This is a genomic window from Pseudomonas sp. GL-R-26 (genome assembly GCF_019947365.1).
Classification (GTDB): Bacteria; Pseudomonadota; Gammaproteobacteria; order Pseudomonadales; family Pseudomonadaceae; genus Aquipseudomonas.
In genome coordinates, this window is sequence record NZ_JAGYGI010000029.1 from 41071 (window position 1) to 62599 (window position 21529).

16 protein-coding genes are annotated in these 21529 nt (G+C 60.0%); 8 read left to right on the top strand and 8 right to left on the bottom strand.

The features are described from left to right. Positions 1 to 44: 44 nt before the first annotated feature. Positions 45 to 2366 carry a phosphoenolpyruvate synthase gene (gene ppsA / locus KGA96_RS24195; protein WP_317850357.1) on the bottom strand — a complete coding sequence of 774 codons (2322 nt, stop codon included), beginning with the start codon at positions 2364 to 2366 and terminating at the stop codon, positions 45 to 47. A gap of 228 nt (positions 2367 to 2594) precedes the next feature. On the opposite strand from ppsA, the gene KGA96_RS24200 reads away from it, so the two are divergent. Continuing rightward, positions 2595 to 3413 (top strand): pyruvate, water dikinase regulatory protein, encoded by an 819-nt coding sequence (locus KGA96_RS24200; protein ID WP_008048584.1) that lies wholly within the window; start codon positions 2595 to 2597, stop codon positions 3411 to 3413. Positions 3414 to 3530: 117 nt separating this feature from the next. Here the strand turns inward: KGA96_RS24200 and prpD are convergent, their stop codons facing one another. The 6 genes from prpD to KGA96_RS24230 all read right to left on the bottom strand — a co-directional run bounded on the left by prpD (position 3531) and on the right by KGA96_RS24230 (position 12055). After that, positions 3531 to 5015 carry a 2-methylcitrate dehydratase gene (gene prpD, locus KGA96_RS24205; protein ID WP_046042901.1) on the bottom strand — a complete coding sequence of 495 codons (1485 nt, stop codon included), beginning with the start codon at positions 5013 to 5015 and terminating at the stop codon, positions 3531 to 3533. A gap of 198 nt (positions 5016 to 5213) precedes the next feature. Then, positions 5214 to 6416, bottom strand: a complete 1203-nt coding sequence (gene prpF, locus KGA96_RS24210) for a 2-methylaconitate cis-trans isomerase PrpF (RefSeq protein ID WP_046042903.1) — start codon at positions 6414 to 6416, stop codon at positions 5214 to 5216. Between the two features lie 64 nt (positions 6417 to 6480). Next, the gene (gene acnD / locus KGA96_RS24215) at positions 6481 to 9075 is read right to left on the bottom strand and encodes a Fe/S-dependent 2-methylisocitrate dehydratase AcnD (RefSeq protein WP_046042904.1); all 2595 of its coding nucleotides are present in this window, start codon (positions 9073 to 9075) and stop codon (positions 6481 to 6483) included. Positions 9076 to 9278: 203 nt separating this feature from the next. Continuing rightward, entirely contained in the window at positions 9279 to 10406 is a 1128-nt protein-coding gene (prpC, locus tag KGA96_RS24220; RefSeq protein WP_046042905.1) for a 2-methylcitrate synthase, read from the bottom strand. Between the two features lie 42 nt (positions 10407 to 10448). Further along, positions 10449 to 11339: a methylisocitrate lyase gene (prpB, locus tag KGA96_RS24225; protein WP_008061726.1), complete on the bottom strand. Its 891-nt coding sequence runs from the start codon at positions 11337 to 11339 to the stop codon at positions 10449 to 10451. Continuing rightward, complete coding sequence (locus KGA96_RS24230; protein ID WP_008048579.1) at positions 11336 to 12055, bottom strand: GntR family transcriptional regulator; 720 nt, start codon at positions 12053 to 12055, stop codon at positions 11336 to 11338. The genes prpB and KGA96_RS24230 overlap by 4 nt, the downstream gene beginning before the upstream one ends. A 298-nt stretch (positions 12056 to 12353) precedes the next feature. On the opposite strand from KGA96_RS24230, the gene KGA96_RS24235 reads away from it, so the two are divergent. The 4 genes from KGA96_RS24235 to pabB all read left to right on the top strand — a co-directional run bounded on the left by KGA96_RS24235 (position 12354) and on the right by pabB (position 16994). Further along, the gene (locus KGA96_RS24235) at positions 12354 to 12890 is read left to right on the top strand and encodes an ATP-dependent zinc protease (protein WP_046042906.1); all 537 of its coding nucleotides are present in this window, start codon (positions 12354 to 12356) and stop codon (positions 12888 to 12890) included. A 5-nt stretch (positions 12891 to 12895) separates the two neighbouring features. After that, positions 12896 to 14431, top strand: a complete 1536-nt coding sequence (locus KGA96_RS24240; RefSeq protein WP_046042908.1) for an inactive transglutaminase family protein — start codon at positions 12896 to 12898, stop codon at positions 14429 to 14431. Continuing rightward, complete coding sequence (locus tag KGA96_RS24245) at positions 14431 to 15417, top strand: alpha-L-glutamate ligase-like protein (RefSeq protein ID WP_223515171.1); 987 nt, start codon at positions 14431 to 14433, stop codon at positions 15415 to 15417. The genes KGA96_RS24240 and KGA96_RS24245 overlap by 1 nt, the downstream gene beginning before the upstream one ends. Before the next feature lie 233 nt (positions 15418 to 15650). Further along, complete coding sequence (pabB, locus tag KGA96_RS24250; protein WP_046042913.1) at positions 15651 to 16994, top strand: aminodeoxychorismate synthase component I; 1344 nt, start codon at positions 15651 to 15653, stop codon at positions 16992 to 16994. Between the two features lie 125 nt (positions 16995 to 17119). Here pabB and thrH read toward each other — a convergent pair whose 3' ends face one another. Next, on the bottom strand, positions 17120 to 17737 hold the full coding sequence (thrH, locus tag KGA96_RS24260; protein ID WP_151213296.1) for a bifunctional phosphoserine phosphatase/homoserine phosphotransferase ThrH: 618 nt from the start codon (positions 17735 to 17737) through the stop codon (positions 17120 to 17122). Positions 17738 to 17910: 173 nt separating this feature from the next. Between thrH and KGA96_RS24265 the strand changes: the two genes are divergently transcribed. The 3 genes from KGA96_RS24265 to KGA96_RS24275 all read left to right on the top strand — a co-directional run bounded on the left by KGA96_RS24265 (position 17911) and on the right by KGA96_RS24275 (position 21448). Beyond that, a complete protein-coding gene (locus tag KGA96_RS24265) occupies positions 17911 to 18651 on the top strand; it encodes a phosphoadenylyl-sulfate reductase (protein ID WP_056721880.1) in 741 nt (246 codons plus the stop codon). A gap of 470 nt (positions 18652 to 19121) precedes the next feature. Then, complete coding sequence (locus KGA96_RS24270; protein ID WP_223466077.1) at positions 19122 to 20663, top strand: NCS1 family nucleobase:cation symporter-1; 1542 nt, start codon at positions 19122 to 19124, stop codon at positions 20661 to 20663. A gap of 56 nt (positions 20664 to 20719) precedes the next feature. Beyond that, entirely contained in the window at positions 20720 to 21448 is a 729-nt protein-coding gene (locus tag KGA96_RS24275) for an aspartate/glutamate racemase family protein (protein ID WP_046042917.1), read from the top strand. Positions 21449 to 21529 lie beyond the last annotated feature (81 nt).

Genomic DNA, 21529 nt, shown 5'->3' on the forward strand with positions numbered 1-21529 from the left:
GCGGTGTTCTGCAGTCCATCGCGAGCAGGCTCGCTCCTACAGGATCAAGCCTGCGCCTGACCTTCCGCCAGGAAGAACCAGGTTTCCAGTACGGAGTCCGGGTTCAACGAAACGCTTTCAATGCCCTGCTCCATCAGCCACTTGGCCAGGTCCGGGTGGTCCGAAGGCCCCTGACCACATATGCCGATGTACTTGCCAGCCTTGTTGCAGGCCTGAATCGCGTTGGCCAGCAGCTTCTTGACCGCCGGATTACGCTCGTCGAACAGGTGCGCGATGATCCCGGAGTCACGGTCCAGGCCCAGGGTCAGCTGGGTCAGGTCGTTGGAACCGATGGAGAAGCCGTCGAAGAACTCGAGGAATTCTTCAGCGAGGATCGCGTTGGACGGCAGTTCGCACATCATGATGATGCGCAGGCCATTCTCGCCGCGGGCCAGGCCATTTTCGGCCAACAGATCGATCACTTGGCTAGCTTCGCCCAATGTACGGACGAACGGCACCATGATTTCGACGTTGGTCAGGCCCATCTCGTTGCGCACGCGCTTGAGGGCGCGGCATTCGAGCTCGAAGCAGTCACGGAACGATTCGCTGATGTAACGCGAAGCACCGCGGAAGCCCAGCATCGGGTTTTCTTCTTCCGGCTCGTAGAGCTTGCCGCCGATCAGGTTGGCGTATTCGTTGGACTTGAAGTCCGACAGACGCACGATGACCTTTTTCGGGGTGAACGCAGCGGCCAGGGTGCTGATGCCTTCAACCAGCTTGTCGACATAGAAGCCGACCGGATCGTCGTAACCGGCGATGCGCTTGTCGACGCTGTCTTTGATGTCCTGCGGCAGACCGTCGTAGTTCAACAGCGCTTTCGGGTGAACACCGATCATGCGGTTGATGATAAATTCCAGACGGGCCAGGCCCACACCGGCGTTCGGCAGCTGCGCGAAGTCGAAGGCGCGGTCCGGGTTGCCGACGTTCATCATGATCTTGAACGGCAGATCCGGCATGGCGTCCACGGAGTTCTTCTTGATGTCGAAGCCCAGTTCGCCTTCGAAGATGAAACCGGTGTCGCCTTCAGCACAGGAAACGGTCACGCCCTGGCCGTCTTTCAACAGCTGGGTGGCGTTGCCACAACCTACTACCGCAGGAATACCCAGCTCACGGGCGATGATCGCCGCGTGGCACGTACGGCCGCCACGGTTGGTGACGATGGCGCTGGCGCGCTTCATGACCGGCTCCCAGTCCGGGTCGGTCATGTCGGAAACCAGTACGTCGCCTGGCTGGACCTTGTCCATCTCGGACACGTCCTTGATGATGCGGACCTTGCCGGCGCCGATGCGCTGGCCAATGGCACGGCCTTCCACCAGCACGGTGCCGGTTTCTTTCAACAGGTAACGTTCCATGACGTTGGCCTGGGTGCGGCTCTTCACGGTTTCCGGACGGGCCTGCACGATGTACAGCTTGCCGTCGTCACCGTCCTTGGCCCACTCGATGTCCATCGGGCACTTGTAGTGCTTCTCGATGATCATCGCCTGCTTGGCCAGTTCGCTGACTTCAGCGTCGGTCAGGCAGAAACGTGCGCGCTCAGCCTTGTCCACGTCGACGGTCTTGACCGAACGACCGGCCTTGGCCTCGTCGCCGTAGATCATCTTGATGGCCTTGCTGCCCAGGTTGCGACGCAGGATCGCCGGGCGACCGGCAGCCAGCGTGCCCTTGTGGACGTAGAACTCATCCGGGTTCACCGCGCCTTGTACGACGGTTTCACCCAGGCCGTAAGCGCCGGTGATGAACACCACGTCACGGAAGCCCGATTCGGTATCGAGGGTGAACATCACGCCGGCGGTGCCGGTTTCGGAACGGACCATGCGCTGCACGCCAGCGGACAGGGCTACCAGTTTGTGGTCGAAGCCCTGGTGCACGCGATAGGAAATGGCACGGTCGTTGAACAGCGAGGCGAACACCTCTTTGGCGGCGCGAATGACGTTTTCCACACCACGGATGTTCAGGAAGGTTTCCTGCTGGCCGGCGAAGGAAGCGTCGGGCAAGTCTTCAGCGGTAGCGGAAGAACGCACGGCCACGGCCACGTCAGGGTTGCCGGCGGACAGCGTGGCGAACGCGGTACGGATTTCGGCGTTCAATTTTTCAGGGAACTCGGCTTCCATGATCCATTGGCGGATCTGGGCACCGGTCTTGGCCAGGGCATTCACGTCATCGACGTCAAGGGCATCGAGCGCGTCGTGAATCTGCTGATTCAGGCCGCTCAGTTCCAGGAAATCACGATACGCCTGAGCGGTCGTGGCGAAGCCACCGGGCACCGATACACCGGCACCTGCCAGGTTGCTGATCATCTCGCCCAGGGATGCGTTCTTGCCCCCCACGTGCTCAACGTCGTCTTTGCCGAGCTTGTCGAGGGAAACTACGTACTCTACCAAGGTGATCTCTCCACTAACTGTGTTGGAAAAGCTCAGAAACCGGCTGCTTAAGTGAGCATTTACCGGCTATATGGCCTGGACCTGGAAAATAAGTGAGAATGCGGGCCAATGGCGGCCGGCAAATCGCGCCTATCATATCCAAGATTCGTTACTAGCTTAAGGCCCAAGGTGCAAATGAAACGATCTGCTTTCTTTATCTCCGATGGTACCGGCATTACCGCCGAAACCCTGGGTCAAAGCCTTCTGGCGCAGTTCGAAAACATTACCTTCAGCAAGGTCACGCGGCCGTACATCGACAACGTGGACAAAGCGCGGGCCATGGTACAACAAATCAACAAAGCCGCCGAAACCGACGGCTTCCGTCCGATAATCTTCGACACCATCGTCAATCAGGACATTCGTGAGATTCTCGCAACCTCGAATGGTTTCATGATCGACATTTTCTCGACGTTCCTGGCACCACTTGAACAGGAACTGACCGAGCATTCTTCCTACACCGTGGGCAAGTCCCACTCTATCGGCGCCAACACCAATTACATGGAGCGTATCGAGGCCGTTAACTTCGCCCTCGACAACGACGACGGCGCCCGCACGCACTATTACGACAAGGCCGACCTGATACTAGTGGGCGTGTCGCGATGTGGTAAGACGCCGACGTGCCTGTACATGGCGATGCAATTCGGTATCCGCGCAGCCAACTACCCGCTGACCGAAGACGACATGGAACGCCTGCAACTGCCATCCGCCCTGCGCGCTCACCAGCACAAGCTGTTCGGCCTGACCATCGACCCGGACCGCCTCACCGCGATCCGCAACGAGCGCAAGCCCAACAGCCGTTACTCGAGCTACGCCCAGTGCGAGTTCGAGGTTCGCGAGGTGGAAAACCTGTTCCGCCGCGAAAACATCCCGAACATCAACTCCACGCATTTTTCCGTGGAAGAAATCTCCGCGAAAATTCTCGTGGAGAAAGGTGTGGAGCGGCGGTTTAAATAGTTCTTTATTGTCTGTTCGGCCTCATCGCAAGCAAGCTCGCTCCCACAGTTGATTTGTGTCCACCGCAGATCCCCTGTAGGAGCGAGCCTGCTCGCGATCAAACGATAACGCGGTCTCCTAGATAACAAACAAATCCACAAACCGGTTCACCGGTGTCGCCTCAAGCTTCTGCTGATCCTTGCACAGTGAAAAAATCTCCTCACTGCGCTGCCCGGTGAATCTTGTCAGCAAGTTCGCCCTGAACTTGTCCTCCAGCAACGGAATGCCTTCCACCCGACGCCGACGATGGCCAATCGGGTACTCCACTACCACGTTCTCAGTGCTGGACCCATCCTTGAAAAATACCTGCACCGCGTTGGCAATGGAGCGCTTGTCGGGCTCCAGATACTCACGGGTGAAACGCGGTTCCTCAACAATCACCATTTTGTCGCGCAGCACATCGATGATCGGGTGTGTCTTGTGGAAATCATCTTCGTAATACTCGGCAACCAGATTGCCGAAGGCCAGCGGTACAGCAGTCATGTACTGGATGCAGTGATCGCGATCAGCGGCATTGGCCAGTGGGCCGACCTTGGAAATGATGCGAATCGCCGACTCGTGAGTGGTGATGACGATCCTGTCGATTTCATGCAGGCGATTGCGCACCTGCGGGTGCAGGATCACCGCCGCCTCACAGGCCGTTTGTGCATGGAACTCGGCCGGAAAGCTGATCTTGAACAACACGTTTTCCATCACATAACTACCGTACGGCCGCGAAAAACTGAAAGCACGTTTGTCTTCAGGCTTGAGTGCCAGATCATTGTTGGCATGGCTGAACAACACGTCGTAAAACCCCCACTGCCTGGCACTCAACACACCGGGAATGCCCATCTCGCCGCGCATCGCTATGTCCGCCAAACGCACGCCACGACTGGACGCATCCCCCGCCGCCCAGGATTTACGCGAACCCGCATTCGGTGCATGCCGATACGTGCGCAACGCTTGACCGTCAGCAAAAGCGTGGGACAACGCCGACAACAACTGCTCGCGATTGGCGCCCATCAGTTTGGCGGTGACTGCGGTTGAGGCGACCTTCACCAGGATGACGTGATCGAGGCCGACACGGTTGAACGAGTTTTCCAGCGCGATCACGCCCTGAATCTCATGGGCCATGATCATCGCTTCAAGCACTGTACGCACGGTCAGCGGTGCCACGCCATTAGCCAGGTGCTTTTGTGATAAATGGTCGGCTACCGCGAGAATACCGCCGAGGTTGTCCGACGGATGCCCCCACTCCGCCGCGAGCCAGGTGTCGTTGTAGTCGAGCCAGCGCACAATGCAGCCGATGTCCCACGCCGCCTTCACCGGATCGAGTCGGTAACTGGTCCCCGGCACACGGGCGCCGAACGGCACGACGGTGCCTTCCACCACTGGCCCCAAGTGCTTGGTGCACTCGGGAAAACGCAGGGCCAGCAGGCCGCAACCCAAGGTATCGATCAGGCAGTTGCGCGCGGTATCCAGCGCTTCTTTTGACTCGATCTTGTAGTTGAGGACGTAATCGGCAATATCCTGCAGGACCTTGTCGTAGTCGGGGCGGTTGTTCAGGTCGACGTTGGCGCTCATGTTCGATTCACTCTATGAAGTGGGTCGTTAATGGGACCTCGGTTCAGGGCATTCTCAGTCAATGACAAATTCTTATTCTTGAAATGCAGTCCACTGTGGGAGCGAGCTTGCTCGCGATGGCGGTGCATCAGCCAACACATGTATTGAATGAGTTGGCCCCATCGCGAGCAAGTTCACTCCCACAGGGTTTGGGTGATCTTAGAAAGAATCCCCCGGCACCCGCACAAACCCTTCCATCAACACCCGCGCACTGCGGCTCATGATCGCCTTGTTCACAGTCCACTCGCCGTTGACCTGGCTGGCCTCGGCGCCGACGCGCAAGGTGCCGGACGGGTGGCCGAAGCGCACCGCGTTGCGTTCGGTGCCACCTGCTGCGAGGTTAACCAGAGTGCCGGTGATCGCTGCCGCCGTGCCGATCGCCACTGCCGCCGTGCCCATCATTGCGTGGTGCAGCTTGCCCATGGATAGCGCACGCACCAGCAGGTCGACATCGCCTGCCGCAATGGCTTTGCCGCTGGACGAAACGTAGTCCGCCGGCTTGGCCACGAAGGCCACTTTTGGCGTGTGTTGACGTTTGGCCGCTTCGTCAATGTTGGAAATCAGGCCCATGCGCAATGCGCCGTAGGCGCGGATGGTTTCGAACATCAGCAAGGCTTTCGGGTCGCCATTGATCGCGCCCTGCAACTCGGTGCCTTTGTAGCCGATGTCTTCGGCATTGATAAAAATTGTCGGGATGCCGGCGTTGATCATGGTCGCCTTGAAGGTACCGACGCCGGGCACTTCCAGGTCATCCACCAGATTGCCGGTAGGGAACATCGAACCGCCGCCGCCCTCTTCATCCGCCGCCGGATCAAGGAACTCGACCTGCACTTCGGCCGCCGGGAAGGTCACGCCGTCGAGTTCGAAATCACCGGTTTCCTGTACTTCACCATTGGTGATCGGCACATGGGCGATGATGGTCTTGCCGATATTGGCCTGCCACACGCGAACCACCGCCACGCCGCTGTGCGGGATGCGACTGGCGTCCACCAGGCCATTGCTGACGGCGAACGAACCGACCGCCGCGGACAGGTTGCCGCAGTTGCCGCTCCAGTCCACGAAGGGCTTATCGATGGACACCTGACCGAACAGGTAATCGACATCGTGATCGGCCTTGATGCTTTTCGACAGGATCACGGTTTTGCTGGTGCTGGAGGTCGCGCCGCCCATGCCATCGATTTGTTTGTCGTACGGGTCGGGACTGCCGATCACGCGCAACAGCAAAGCGTCGCGGGCCGGGCCAGGGACCTGTGCCGCTTCAGGCAAATCCTTCAGGCTGAAAAACACGCCTTTGCTGGTGCCGCCGCGCATGTAGGTGGCGGGTATCCTTATTTGCTTTGGAAAAGTAGCTGCGTGAGCCATGGTGCTCGTTACTCCTGATCTAGAAACAGACATGGGACTCAAAGTCCCATGTCTGTGCAGCGTTTTAGACGGCGACCGCCGATTCTTCGAGGAAGTCCTGGGCGAAGCGTTGCAACACGCCGCCGGCCTCGTAGATCGACACTTCTTCGGCGGTGTCGAGGCGGCAGGTCACCGGCACATCGACGCGCTCGCCATTCTTGCGATGGATCACCAGGGTCAGTTCGGCACGCGGGGTGCGCTCACCAATCACGTCGTAGGTTTCGCTGCCGTCGATGGCCAGGGTGTGGCGGTTGGTGCCCGGCTTGAATTCCATCGGCAACACACCCATGCCCACCAGGTTGGTGCGGTGAATGCGCTCGAAACCTTCGGCGGCAATCGCTTCCACACCCGCCAGGCGCACGCCCTTGGCCGCCCAGTCGCGGGACGAACCCTGACCGTAGTCGGCGCCGGCGATGATGATCAGCGGCTGCTTGCGATCCATGTAGGTTTCGATGGCCTCCCACATGCGCATTACTTTGCCTTCCGGCTCGACGCGGGCCAGCGAACCTTGCTTGACCTTGCCGTCTTCCTGAACCATTTCGTTGAACAGTTTCGGGTTGGCGAACGTCGCACGCTGCGCGGTCAGGTGGTCACCACGGTGAGTCGCGTAAGAGTTGAAGTCCTCTTCCGGCAGGCCCATTTTCGCCAGGTATTCGCCAGCGGCGCTGTCGAGCATGATGGCGTTGGACGGTGACAGGTGATCGGTGGTGATGTTGTCCGGCAGTACCGCCAGAGGGCGCATGCCCTTGAGCGGACGAGCGCCGGCCAGCGCGCCTTCCCAGTACGGAGGACGGCGGATGTAGGTGCTCATTTCACGCCAGTCGTACAGCGGCGCGACTTTCGGGCCGGTGTCTTCGTGGATGGCGAACATCGGAATGTACACCTGACGGAACTGCTCAGGTTTCACCGAGGACTTCACCACCGAGTCGATTTCTTCGTCGCTCGGCCAGATGTCTTTCAGGCGGATTTCCTTGCCGTCGACCACGCCCAGCACGTCTTTTTCGATGTCGAAACGGATGGTACCGGCAATGGCGTAAGCAACCACCAATGGCGGCGAAGCCAGGAACGCTTGCTTGGCGTACGGGTGAATCCGACCGTCGAAGTTGCGGTTACCGGATAACACGGCAGTGGCGTACAGGTCGCGGTCAATGATTTCTTGCTGGATCACCGGGTCCAGTGCGCCGGACATGCCGTTGCAGGTGGTGCAGGCGAAGGCGACGACGCCGAAGCCAAGTTTGTCCAGCTCATCGGTCAGGCCAGCTTCGTCGAGGTACAGCGCGACGGTTTTCGAACCCGGTGCCAGGGACGACTTGACCCATGGCTTGCGGGTCAGGCCAAGCTTGTTGGCGTTGCGCGCCAGCAGGCCGGCGGCGATCACGTTACGCGGGTTGCTGGTATTGGTGCAGCTGGTGATGGCGGCGATTATCACCGCGCCGTCCGGCATTTGACCCGGCACATCATCCCAGTGGCCGGAGATGCCTTTGGCCGCCAAATCAGAAACCGCTACACGAGCGTGCGGGTTGCTCGGGCCAGCCATGTTGCGCACGACCGAGGAAAGGTCGAAGGTCAGGCCGCGCTCGTATTGCGCGCCTTTGAGGCTGTCAGCCCACAGGCCGGTCTGCTTGGCGTAGTTCTCCACCAGCTGCACTTGCTCGTCTTCACGGCCGGTGAGCTTGAGGTAGTCGATGGTCTGCTGATCGATGTAGAACATCGCCGCGGTGGCGCCGTATTCCGGGGCCATGTTGGAGATGGTTGCGCGGTCGCCGAGGGTCAGCGCCGAGGCGCCTTCACCGAAGAACTCCAGCCACGCGCCAACGACTTTCTGCTTGCGCAGGAACTCGGTCAGCGCCAGCACCATGTCGGTGGCGGTGATGCCCGGCTGCAGCTTGCCAGTCAGTTCGACGCCAACGCTTTCCGGCAGACGCATCCACGATGCGCGGCCGAGCATCACGCTCTCGGCTTCCAGGCCACCGACACCGATGGCGATCACGCCCAACGCATCGACGTGCGGGGTGTGGCTGTCGGTGCCGACGCAGGTATCAGGGAAGGCCACACCGTCACGCACCTGGATCACCGGAGACATTTTCTCCAGGTTGATCTGGTGCATGATGCCGTTGCCCGGCGGGATCACGTCGACGTTCTTGAACGCCTTCTTGGTCCAGTTGATGAAGTGGAAACGGTCTTCGTTGCGACGGTCTTCGATGGCGCGGTTCTTCTCGAACGCCTCTGGATCGAAACCACCGCGCTCGACGGCCAGGGAGTGGTCGACGATCAATTGCGTCGGCACCACCGGGTTGACTTGCGCAGGGTCACCGCCTTGCAGGGCGATGGCGTCACGCAGGCCGGCGAGGTCGACCAGCGCGGTCTGGCCGAGAATATCGTGGCACACCACGCGGGCCGGGAACCACGGGAAGTCGAGGTCGCGCTTGCGTTCGATGAATTGCTTCAGGGATTCGGTGAGCGTGGCCGGGTCGCAGCGACGCACAAGGTTTTCCGCCAGCACACGGGAGGTGTACGGCAGGGTGTCGTAGGCGCCAGGCTGGATCGCCTCGACTGCCGCGCGGACGTCGAAGTAATCCAGGTGGCTGCCGGGCAGCGATTTGCGGAATTCAGTGTTCATCGTCAGGACTCGGTCACGGTAGTTACAAAAGGTGGGGCCTGGCACCAGACTTGAATTGAACACAATCCACTGTGGGAGCGAGCTTGCTCGCGATAGCGATGTAACTGGCGACATTGATGTTGAATGTCAGCCCGTCATCGCGAGCAAGCTCGCTCCCACAGGGATCTGCGTTGATTTCAGATCCCGGTGCCGACCTCCACCATTCAGCGTTGTTCGATTGGTACGAACTTGCGCTGTTCAACGCCGGTGTACTCGGCGCTTGGACGGATGATGCGGTTGTTGGCACGTTGTTCGTACACGTGGGCGGCCCAGCCGGTCAGGCGTGAGCAGACGAAGATCGGTGTGAACAACTTGGTCGGGATGCCCATGAAGTGGTACGCCGAGGCATGGTAGAAGTCGGCGTTCGGGAACAGTTTCTTCTGCTCCCACATGGTCTTGTCGATGGCCTCGGACACAGGGAACAACACCTTGTCGCCCACTTCGTCAGCGAGTTTTTTCGACCAGCCCTTGATCACCTCGTTGCGCGGATCGTTGTCCTTATAGATCGCGTGGCCGAAGCCCATGATCTTGTCCTTGCGCTCGAGCATGCCGAGGGTGCCCTTGATCGCATCTTCCGGCGACGAGAAACGCTCGATCATTTCCATCGCCGCTTCGTTGGCGCCGCCGTGCAGCGGGCCACGCAGGGAACCGATGGCTGCGGTAATGCACGAGTACAGGTCGGACAGGGTCGATGCGCAGACACGGGCGGTAAAGGTCGACGCGTTGAACTCGTGCTCTGCGTAGAGAATCAGCGAAACGTTCATCACCTTGACATGCAGCTCGCTCGGCTTCTTGCCGTGCAGAAGGTGCAGGAAATGGCCGCCGATGGACTGCTCGTCGCTCACGCAATCGATGCGCTTGCCTTCGTGGCTGAAGCGATACCAGTAGGTCATGATCGCCGGGAACGCGGCCAGCAGGCGGTCGGTCTTGTCGTGCTGCTCGGAGAAGTTGTTCTCCGGCTCCAGGTTGCCCAGGAACGAGCAGCCAGTGCGCATCACGTCCATCGGATGGGCGTCGGCAGGGATGCGTTCCAGCACTTCTTTCAGTGCTTGCGGCAGGTCACGCAGCTTGCTCAGTTTGGTGATGTAGGCATTCAGTTGCGCCTTGCTCGGCAGTTCGCCGTACAGCAACAGGTAGGCAACTTCTTCGAACTGAGCGTCTGCCGCCAGTTCACGAACGTCATAACCACGATAGGTCAGACCGGCACCCGACTGACCCACGGTGGACAGTGCGGTTTGCCCGGCTACCTGGCCACGGAGCCCGGCGCCACTGAGTACTTTTGCTTCGGCCATTTCTGCCTCCAATTTCTTGAATTTATTAGGGAGTTATTCGACTTACTTTTTCGCGGCGAACAACGCATCGAGCTTCTGCTCGAAGGTGTGGTAGTCGATGCGATCGTAAAGCTCCATGCGGGTCTGCATGGTGTCGATGACGTTCTGTTGCGTGCCATCGCGACGGATCGCGGTGTAGACGTTTTCCGCAGCCTTGTTCATGGCCCGGAAAGCCGACAGCGGGTACAGCACCAGAGATACGTCGGCAGCGGCCAGTTGCTCGGTGGTGTACAGCGGCGTCGCGCCGAACTCGGTGATGTTGGCCAGGATCGGCGCTTTCACGCGGCTGGCGAACAGCTTGTACATTTCAAGTTCAGTGATGGCTTCCGGGAACACCATGTCGGCGCCGGCCTCGATGCACGCGGCGGCGCGATCCAGGGCAGACTCCAGGCCTTCCACTGCCAGGGCGTCGGTACGGGCCATGATCACGAAGCTGTCATCGGTACGCGCATCGACGGCCGCCTTGATGCGGTCGACCATTTCCTGCTGGGTCACGATTTCCTTGTTAGGACGGTGACCGCAGCGCTTGGCGCCGACCTGGTCTTCGATGTGAATCGCTGCGGCGCCAAACTTGATCATCGACTTGACGGTGCGAGCGACGTTGAACGCCGAGGAACCGAAACCGGTGTCCACGTCCACCAGCAGTGGCAGGTCGCAAACATCGGTGATACGGCGCACGTCGGTCAGAACGTCATCCAGGCCGGTGATGCCCAGGTCCGGCACGCCGAGGGAGCCTGCAGCCACCCCGCCACCCGACAGGTAGATCGCCTTGAAACCGGCGCGCTTGGCCAGCAGCGCATGGTTGGCGTTGATCGCGCCGACCACTTGCAATGGATGCTCGCTGGCGACCGCATCGCGGAAACGCTGGCCTGGAGTGCTCTTGTTCAAACTCATGACTCACCTCGTTTGGCTGTCGGGTTAGCGCCGTCCTGGTAATGACGGGCGATGTTGCGTTTGGAGGCGCCGATGTGACGGCGCATCAACAACTCGGCCAGTTCACCGTCACGGTCGGCGATGGCATCGAGAATTCGGTGGTGCTCGGCAAACGCCTGGTGCGGGCGATTGGGCGTGGTGGAAAACTGGATGCGGTACATGCGCACCAGTTGATACAGCTCGCCGCAGAGCATTTGGGTCAGCGTGCGGTTGCCGCTGCCTTGGATGATTCGGTAATGGAAGTCGAAATCGCCTTCCTGCTGGTAGTAGCCTCTCCCGGCCTGAAACGCCTCATCGCGCTCGTGGGTTTCCAGGACCCGACGCAGTTCGTCGATTTCTTCGAGGCTCATGCGCTCGGCGGCCAGGCGACAGGCCATGCCTTCCAGGGATTCGCGGATTTCGTATAGCTCAATCAGTTCGGCGTGGTTGAGCGACACCACCCGTGCGCCGACATGCGGCACACGAACCAGCAGGCGCTGGCCTTCCAGACGGTGGATGGCCTCGCGCAACGGGCCGCGGCTGATGCCGTAGGTGCGCGCCAGTTCCGGTTCGGAGATTTTGCTGCCCGGCGCGATATCGCCTTTGACGATAGCCGCCTGAATACGTCGGAAGACGTTCTCGGAAAGCGTCTCCGTATCGTCTTGCGTAGAAACCGGGGGATCGAGTTGATCCAGCATATTGTCGACACCTTGTAAGCCAATGCCGTAAAAACTAACGAATAGAGGCGCATCAGTCAAAGGATAAATAGATATTGTCGACAATCTTCTGATAACCGGCTGCACCATAACGAAGCAACCCCCTAAGGTTATAGCCACCGGCCAGCGCTGGCGCCATCAAACCACCGTGCTAGAATGCCGCCCGCATTTGTTTGTCACATCTGCACTGCCTGTCATAAAACCCTGCCAGGCATACGAGGGAGCTTGCGCAGCGATGCCAGGGCCTTGAATCAAGTCGGACCGCTGCGCACCAGGATTTATGAGACTCAAGCCCTTCCCCACCTTCCTTTATTTCCTTTGCCTGCCCGGCTTCGCAATGGCCGGGGAAAAGACCGTGTATGGCCTCAATGAGTACGCATCGCTCAATGGCATCGATCTGGAAGTGGCGGCCAAACTCGACACCGGAGCGAAAACCGCTTCCCTGAGTGCCCGGGACATCAAACGTTTCAAACGCAACGGCGAGTCGTGGGTGCGCTTTTACCTGGCCATCGACGCCGCCCATTCGCACCCGATCGAACGCCCGCTGGCCCGTGTCAGCAAGATCAAGCGCCGGGCCGGCGACTACGACCCGGAGGAAGGCAAGAAGTACACCGCCCGCCCGGTGATCGAACTGGACATCTGCATGGGCTCGGCCCTGCGCAGCATCGAAGTGAACCTGACCGACCGCAGCGCGTTCCAATATCCGCTCCTGATTGGCTCCGAAGCACTCAAGCGCTTCGATGCACTGGTTGACCCCAGCCTTAAATATGCTGCCGGCAAACCTGCCTGCACCACCGACGCTCATACCGCCGAGTAATTCAAATGCGCTCTCTTACCCTTCACCTGAAACTGCTGATCGCCATCCTGGTGGTGCTGGGCATTTCAGTTACGGCCTATCAGATCTTCGTGCTGGGCATCCCGGTGACCGAAGACGCCACCGACGACCTGTGGAACATCGACGCCAAGGTCGAGTTCGTCGCCAGTGCCAAGGACCCGGTCAAGATTCAGATGTTCGTGCCTCCGCTGAGCCGCGACTTCGTCAGCCTCAACGAGAGCTTTATCTCCAATAACTACGGCGTGGCCGTGAACCGGGTCGACGGCAACCGCAAGGTCACCTGGTCGGCACGCCGGGCCAAAGGCAACCAGACGCTGTATTACCGCCTGGTGCTGACCAAGCGTTATTCCGGCGAGAAAGCCAAGATCAAAGGCCCGACCTTTCGCGACAGCATGACCATCGAGGGCCCGGAAAAAATCGCCGCCGAAGCCCTGCTCGCACCGATTCGCCAACACTCGGCCGACGTCGAGACCTTCGTCGGCGAAGCCATCAAGCGGGTCAACAACCTCAACGACGACAACGTGAAACTGCTGCTGGCCGGTGATCCATCCGCCGCGCACAAGGCGAAAATCGTCGAGTTGCTGCTGTCCATCGCCCACGTGCCGATCGAGAAGGTCCACACCATCCGCCTGGTGGCCGACCAGCCGCAAATGCCGGAACTGTGGCTGCGCAGTTTCAATGGCACCGACTGGATGTACTTCAACCCGGAAACCGGTGAACAGGGCCTGCCGACCGATCGCCTGCTGTGGTGGACCGGCGACGAAAACCTGATCACCGTCGATGGCGGCAAGAAAGCCAATGTGACCTTCAGCCTGAACAACAGCGAAATGAACGCCATTCGCCTGGCCAAGCTGACCGACGAAAACACCGACGCCAACTTCCTCGAATATTCGCTGTACGGCCTGCCGCTGCAAACCCAGCAGACCTTCATGATCATGGTGATGATCCCGATCGGCGTGCTGGTGATCCTGATCCTGCGCAACCTGATCGGCATCCAGACCCTGGGCACCTTCACCCCGGTGCTGATCGCCCTGGCCTTCCGCGAAACCCAGCTCGGCTTCGGTATCATGCTGTTTACCATCATCACGGCGCTGGGCCTGTCGCTGCGCTCCTACCTTGAACACCTGAAACTGCAAATGCTGCCGAGGCTGTCGGTGGTGCTGACGTTCGTGGTGGTGCTGATTGCGGCGATCAGCCTGTTCAGCCATAAACTCGGCCTGGAACGCGGCTTGTCGGTGGCGCTGTTCCCGATGGTGATCCTGACCATGACCATCGAACGCCTGTCGATCACCTGGGAAGAGCGCGGCGGTGGCCATGCCATGAAAGTGGCCATCGGTACGCTGTTCGCCGCGTCTCTGGCGCACCTGATCATGACCGTGCCGGAACTGGTGTACTTCGTGTTCACGTTCCCGGCGATCCTGCTGATCCTGGTGGGTTTCATGCTGGCCATGGGTCGTTATCGCGGTTATCGCCTGACCGAACTCGTGCGTTTCAAGGCCTTCCTGAAAAAGGCTGATGCGTGATGTTCGGCGTCTGGAAGACCTGGAAGGCCCTGGAAGCTCGGGGCATCATGGGGATCAATCGACGCAACGCAGACTACGTGCTCAAGTACAACAAGCGCAGCCTGTACCCAATCGTCGATGACAAGATCATCACCAAGGAACGCGCCATCGCCGCCGGCATCCACGTGCCCGAGTTGTATGGCGTGATCTCCACCGAGAAGGAAATCGACAATCTCGAAGAGATCATCGGCGGGCGCAGCGACTTCGTGATCAAACCGGCCCAGGGCGCTGGCGGCGATGGCATCCTGGTCATCGCCGACCGCTTTGAAGGGCGTTATCGCACGGTGTCCGGCCGGATCATCAGCCATGAAGAAATCGAGCATCAGATTTCCAGCATCCTGACCGGCCTGTACTCCCTGGGCGGGCACCGCGACCGGGCGCTGATCGAATACCGCGTGATCCCGGACCAGATCTTCAAGAGCATCAGTTACGAAGGCGTGCCGGACATTCGCATCATTGTTTTGATGGGCTACCCGGTGATGGCCATGTTGCGCTTGCCGACGCGCCAGTCCAACGGCAAGGCCAACCTGCACCAGGGCGCCATCGGTGTCGGCGTGGACCTGGCCACCGGCCTCACCCTGCGCGGCACCTGGCTGAACAACATCATCAACAAACACCCGGACACCACGAACGCAGTGGATGGCGTGCAACTGCCCTACTGGGACGGTTTCATGAAACTCGCCGCTGGTTGTTATGAGTTGTGCGGCTTGGGCTACATCGGTGTCGACATGGTCCTGGACCAGGAAAAAGGCCCGCTGATTCTGGAACTCAACGCCCGGCCGGGGCTGAATATCCAGATTGCCAACGATTGCGGGCTGACGTTGCGTACTCATGCGGTCGAGGCGCGGCTGGAAGACCTCAAGGCTCGTGGCGTGACTGAATCGGTCGAAGAGCGCGTGGCGTTTGTACAGGAGATGTTTGGACATATTCCTGCGGTCGAAGGCTGATCTTTTGTGGCGAGGGAGCTTGCTCCCGCTGGGGTGCGCAGCAGCCCCCCCCTTCTCCCATGTGTGCCAGCTGGATCATGCGTCTGCTGCGCAGACGAGCGGGAGCAAGCTCCCTCGCCACAGAGTTTTATTTCGGCCGTTATCAACATGCATCTTTCCGACATCCCTCTAGGACCAAGTCCTGCAGAGGACTACAATCGCCACCCCGCCTCGATGGCTGACTTCCCCCGCCCATGTTGACCTGCTCCGTACACCCGCTGCCCTATCGCGCCAACCCCGCCGAATATTTCGCGGCGATTCGCCATGCCCCTGGCGCCGTGCTGCTCGACAGTGGCCGCCCCAGCGCCGACCGCGGCCGCTATGACCTGCTCAGCGCCTGGCCGCTGGAACAACTGACGGTATCGCCCGACGAAAGTGGCGACGCCTTCCTGCAACGCCTGCGCGATAACCTGACACGCCTGGGCGAAGCCACCCTGCCAGCACCTTATGAGTTGCCGTTTGCCGGTGGATTGATCGGCTACCTGAGTTACGACTTCGGCCGACATCTGGAGCGCCTGCCGAGCCAGGCCCGTGACGACCTGCAGCTGCCTGACGCACGTTTCGGTTTGTACAACTGGGCATTGATCAGCGATCACCTTTCGCTGACCAGTCAATTGGTGTTCCACCCGACCCTGCCCGACAGCGAGCGTCAGCGCCTGATCGATCTGTTCAGCCAATCTGCGCCGGGAGTGGTCGCGCCCTTCAAACTGCTCACCCCGATGACTGCCGAGTTGAGCGCCGATGAGTATCAACAGGCCATCGAGCGCATCCAGCAGTACATTCAGGCCGGCGACTGTTATCAGGTCAATTTCGCCCAACGCTTTCGCGCACCCTGCCAGGGTGATTCGTGGGCCGCTTACTGCGCGCTGCGCGCAGCGTGCCCGACGCCTTTTTCCGGTTTCCAGAGCCTGCCTGACGGCGATGCCGTACTCAGCCTGTCGCCGGAACGCTTCGTCAAAGTCAGCCAGGGCCATGTGGAAACCCGCCCGATCAAGGGCACTCGCCCGCGGGGCCTGACGCCTGAGCAAGACGCTGCGAACGCCGCCGAACTGCTGGCCAGCCCCAAGGACCGCGCGGAAAACCTGATGATTGTCGATCTGCTGCGCAATGACCTCGGTCGCACCTGCCGCACCGGCTCGGTACGGGTGCCGGAACTGTTCAGCCTGGAAAGCTATCCGAACGTGCACCACCTGGTGAGCAGCGTCACCGGTGAACTGGCGGATGACCGCGATGCCCTGGACCTGATCGCCGGCAGCTTCCCCGGCGGCTCGATTACCGGCGCGCCAAAGATTCGCGCCATGCAGATCATCGATGAGCTGGAACCGACCCGGCGCGGACTGTATTGCGGTTCATTGATCTACCTGGACGTGCGCGGCGAGATGGACAGCTCCATCGCCATTCGCAGTCTGCTGGTCAAGGACGGGCAGGTGTGCTGCTGGGGTGGTGGCGGGATTGTCGCGGACTCGGAATGGCAGGCTGAGTATCAGGAGTCGATCACCAAGGTGAAGGTGTTGCTCGAAACCTTGCAAAACCTCTGACACCGAACCCGTCCCTGTAGGAGCGAGCTTGCTCGCGATGAACCTGAAAACGCTGCGGGGTGTCAGGCTTGCCGCGTTATCGTTGACGACCATCGCGAGCAAGCTCGCTCCGACAGGAAATGTACTTACAGGCTCAAAGTGCGGTTCGAAGCCTTGATGAACTCCTGCTTCAGCTCTTCAAACGTGTGCACCGCCGGGAACTGCGGGAACTGCGCAATCACGTTATCCGGCGCATGGAACAGAATCCCGGCATCGGCCTCGCCCAGCATCGTGGTGTCATTGTAGGAATCCCCCGCCGCGATCACCCGGTAGTAGAGGCTCTTGAAGGCCAGGACTGACTGACGCTTGGGATCTTTCTGACGCAGTTGATAGTCAGTGACTCGCCCACTGTCGTCAGTAATCAGACGATGGCAGAGCAAGGTCGGGAAGCCCAGCTGGCGCATCAGCGGCTGGGAGAACTCATAGAAGGTGTCCGACAGGATCACCACCTGGAAGCGCTCGCGCAGCCAGTCGACGAACTCGATGGCGCCGTCCAGCGGCTTGAGCGTGGCGATCACTTCCTGAATGTCGGAGAGCTTCAGGCCGTGCTCGTCGAGGATCCGCAGGCGCTGCTTCATCAGCACGTCGTAGTCGGGAATGTCCCGGGTGGTGGCCCTGAGGGATTCGATCCCGGTTTTTTCGGCGAAGGCGATCCAGATTTCCGGAACCAATACACCTTCAAGATCCAGACAGGCAATTTCCACAAGACACTCCCATTTGTATTGATTATTGAGTCGAGCGAGCAAAAAGACTGCCGAACTCTAGCGACTCGGGCCTGCCTGCGCAACGCAGAGGATGCCCCGGCCCGTGCAGCTTTTTGTTACCATCGACCCTATATAGAGCGCCCAGCGCCACCGACCTGTAGGAAGCCGCCCTGATGAGCCCAACGTTCGACGTCGTGGAACTCGCCACGACCTATGCCAACAAATCCGCCCAGGACATTCTGAAACTCGCTTTTGCCGAGTTCGGCGATGACCTGTGGATATCTTTCAGCGGCGCCGAGGATGTGGTGCTGGTGGACATGGCCTGGAAGCTGAACAAGAACGTCAAGGTGTTCAGCCTCGACACCGGCCGCTTGCACCCCGAGACGTATCGTTTCATCGATCAGGTGCGTGAGCACTACAAGATCGACATCGAACTGGTGTCGCCGGACTACACCAAACTCGAACCGTTCGTGAAGGAAAAAGGCCTGTTCAGCTTCTACAAGGACGGCCATGGCGAATGCTGCGGCATCCGCAAGATCGAACCGCTGCGCCGCAAACTGTCCAGCGTGACGGCCTGGGCCACCGGCCAGCGTCGGGACCAGAGCCCCGGTACTCGCAGCGCCGTCGCGGTGATGGAAATCGACACCGCGTTCTCCACCCCGGAACGCACCCTGTACAAGTTCAACCCGCTGGCGCAAATGACCAGCGAAGAGATCTGGGGCTACATCCGCATGCTGGAACTGCCGTACAACAGCCTGCACGAACGCGGTTTCATCAGCATTGGCTGCGAACCCTGCACCCGCCCGGTACTGCCGAACCAGCACGAGCGTGAAGGCCGCTGGTGGTGGGAAGAAGCGACGCAGAAGGAATGCGGGCTGCATGCGGGGAATATCATCAGCAAGTCGAAAGCCTGATCCCAAGCCTTGTGAAATCCCCCCTGTGGGAGCCCACAAAAAATGTGTACACACGAATGTCACCATCGGTGCCATTTGTGTGTGCACTTTTAGTTTCAGCGCCCCAAAAAGTTACATCTCCTTTCTCATCATCTCGCCTTCATCTCCCTCTCCAAAAATAAATACCTGTTCAATCGGTCAATTTATATTTTCTATTTTTCAGTCAGTTATCCGTTACCGATAACAAAACGAAATGAGCACTGATTTTTATAGAATCGCGACTGGCATGGATCTGGCTTAAGTGCATGCATGTTTTGTATACAATCAAATCAAAACATACACACACTTTAGATCCGCAAGCCTGAAGCGCCCTATCCCGTACAGGCTGCAGATGCCCCGTAACCAATGATATTCGCCACCCGCGACGAAGATTTGTCGAGCCAACGCTCATGCACAGTCATCGCGGCGTCGAGCATCAGGAGCCTGCCGGAATGCGTACTAGTCTCTCCAATAACAACATCGCGCTGGATCTACCCTCCTCCCAATCCACCCACACCGCCGACAATCAGGCGCATCACGCCCCCGTGGTACTCAGCCCCCGATTGCACAACAAGGACCTGGCACCGACCAAGTCCGAAGGCCGGCGCTGGGGCCGCTACAGCATCTTTGCCCTGTGGACCAACGATGTGCACAACATTGCCAACTACTCGTTTGCCATCGGCCTGTATGCCCTTGGCCTGGGTGGCTGGCAGATCCTGTTGTCCCTGGGGATCGGCGCGGCACTGGTCTACTTCTTCATGAACTTGTCTGGCTACATGGGCCAGAAAACCGGAGTGCCGTTTCCGGTCATCAGCCGGATCAGTTTCGGCATTCACGGTGCGCAGATTCCTGCATTGATCCGCGCCGTTATCGCCATCGCCTGGTTCGGCATTCAGACGTACCTGGCGTCCGTGGTCTTTCGCGTGCTGTTGACGGCGGTCCATCCCGGGTTCGCCGACTACGATCACGACTCGATCCTCGGCCTGTCGACCCTGGGCTGGGTGTGTTTCGTCGTGATCTGGTTCGTGCAACTGGCGATCCTTGCCTATGGCATGGAGATGGTGCGGCGCTACGAGGCGTTTGCCGGCCCGGTGATTCTGCTGACCGTCGCCGCCCTCGCCGCGTGGATGTACACCCAGGCCGATGCGACGATTGCCTGGTCGATCCGTGAGCCGCTGACTGGCGGTGAGATGTGGCGCAACATCTTTGCCGGTGGCGCGTTGTGGCTGGCGATCTACGGCACCTTGATCCTCAACTTCTGCGACTTCGCCCGCTCTTCGCCGTGCCGCAAGACCATCAAGGTCGGAAATTTCTGGGGCTTGCCGGTGAACATCCTGGTGTTCGCCAGCATCACGGTCCTGCTGTGCGGCGCGCAATTTCAGATCAATGGCCGGATCATCGAAAGCCCGACCGAAATCATCGCCTCGATCCCCAACACCTTCTTCCTGGTGCTCGGCTGCCTGGCGTTCCTGATCGTCACCGTGGCGGTGAACATCATGGCCAATTTCGTCGCCCCGGCGTTCGTACTCAGCAATCTGGCGCCCAAGTACCTGACCTTCCGCCGCGCCGGGCTGATCAGCGCGACCATCGCCGTGCTGATCCTGCCGTGGAACCTCTACAACAGTCCGCTGGTGATCGTGTATTTCCTGTCCGGCCTCGGTGCCCTGCTCGGCCCGTTGTACGGGGTGATCATGGTCGACTACTGGCTGGTTCGAAAAGGCCAGGTCAACGTGCCGCAGTTGTACAGCGAAGACCCGAACGGCGCGTATTACTACAGCCGCGGGGTCAATTTGCGCGCCGTGGCGGCGTTCATTCCCGCCGCCCTGATCGCCATCGTCCTGGCCCTGGTACCGGGGTTCCACAGCGTATCGCCGTTCTCCTGGCTGATTGGTGCTGGCATCGCCGGGATGCTCTACCTGATCATCGCCAAGCGCCAACCGCACTACGCCGATGTCAGCGGCGAAGCCATCGCGGTCGACAACGCCAGCCACTGATCCTGTCGCGGCCCGGCGTTGTCGGGCCGCAGAACCAACTGCAATAAGGACTTCCCATGCGCATTCTCGTGGTCAATGTCAACACCACCGAATCCATCACCCAGGCCATCGCCCGCTCGGCGCAGGCCGTCGCGTCGCCCGGCACGGAAATCGTCGGCCTCACCCCGCACTTCGGCGCCGACTCCATTGAAGGCAATTTCGAGAGTTACCTGGCGGCCATCGCGGTCATGGACCGGGTGATGTCCTATGACCAGCCGTTCGACGCAGTGATCCAGGCCGGCTACGGCGAACACGGCCGTGAAGGCCTGCAGGAACTGCTCAATGTGCCGGTGGTGGACATCACCGATGCCGCCGCCAGCACGGCGATGTTTCTCGGTCACGCCTATTCCGTGGTCACCACCCTCGACCGCACCGTGCCGCTGATCGAAGATCGCCTCAAGCTCTCCGGCCTGTGGGACCGTTGCGCCTCGGTACGGGCCAGTGGTTTGGCAGTGCTGGAGCTGGAGCACGAACCGCAGCGCGCACTGGAGGCCATCGTGCATCAGGCCGAACTGGCGGTGAGCCAGGACAAGGCCGAAGTGATTTGCCTGGGCTGCGGCGGCATGGCCGGGCTGGACGATCAGATTCGCCGGCGCACCGGGGTACCGGTGGTGGATGGGGTGACGGCGGCGGTGACTATTGCCGAGTCGCTGGTGCGGCTGGGGTTGTCGACGTCGAAGGTGCGGACTTATGCGACGCCGCGGCCGAAAAACATCATTGGCTGGCCGGCGCGGTTTGCCCGGTAGGCCGCGTTATCGTTCATCGCGGGCAAGCCACGCTCCCACAGGATCTACGTCGTATGACGGTAAGGTGTACGACGCAAAACC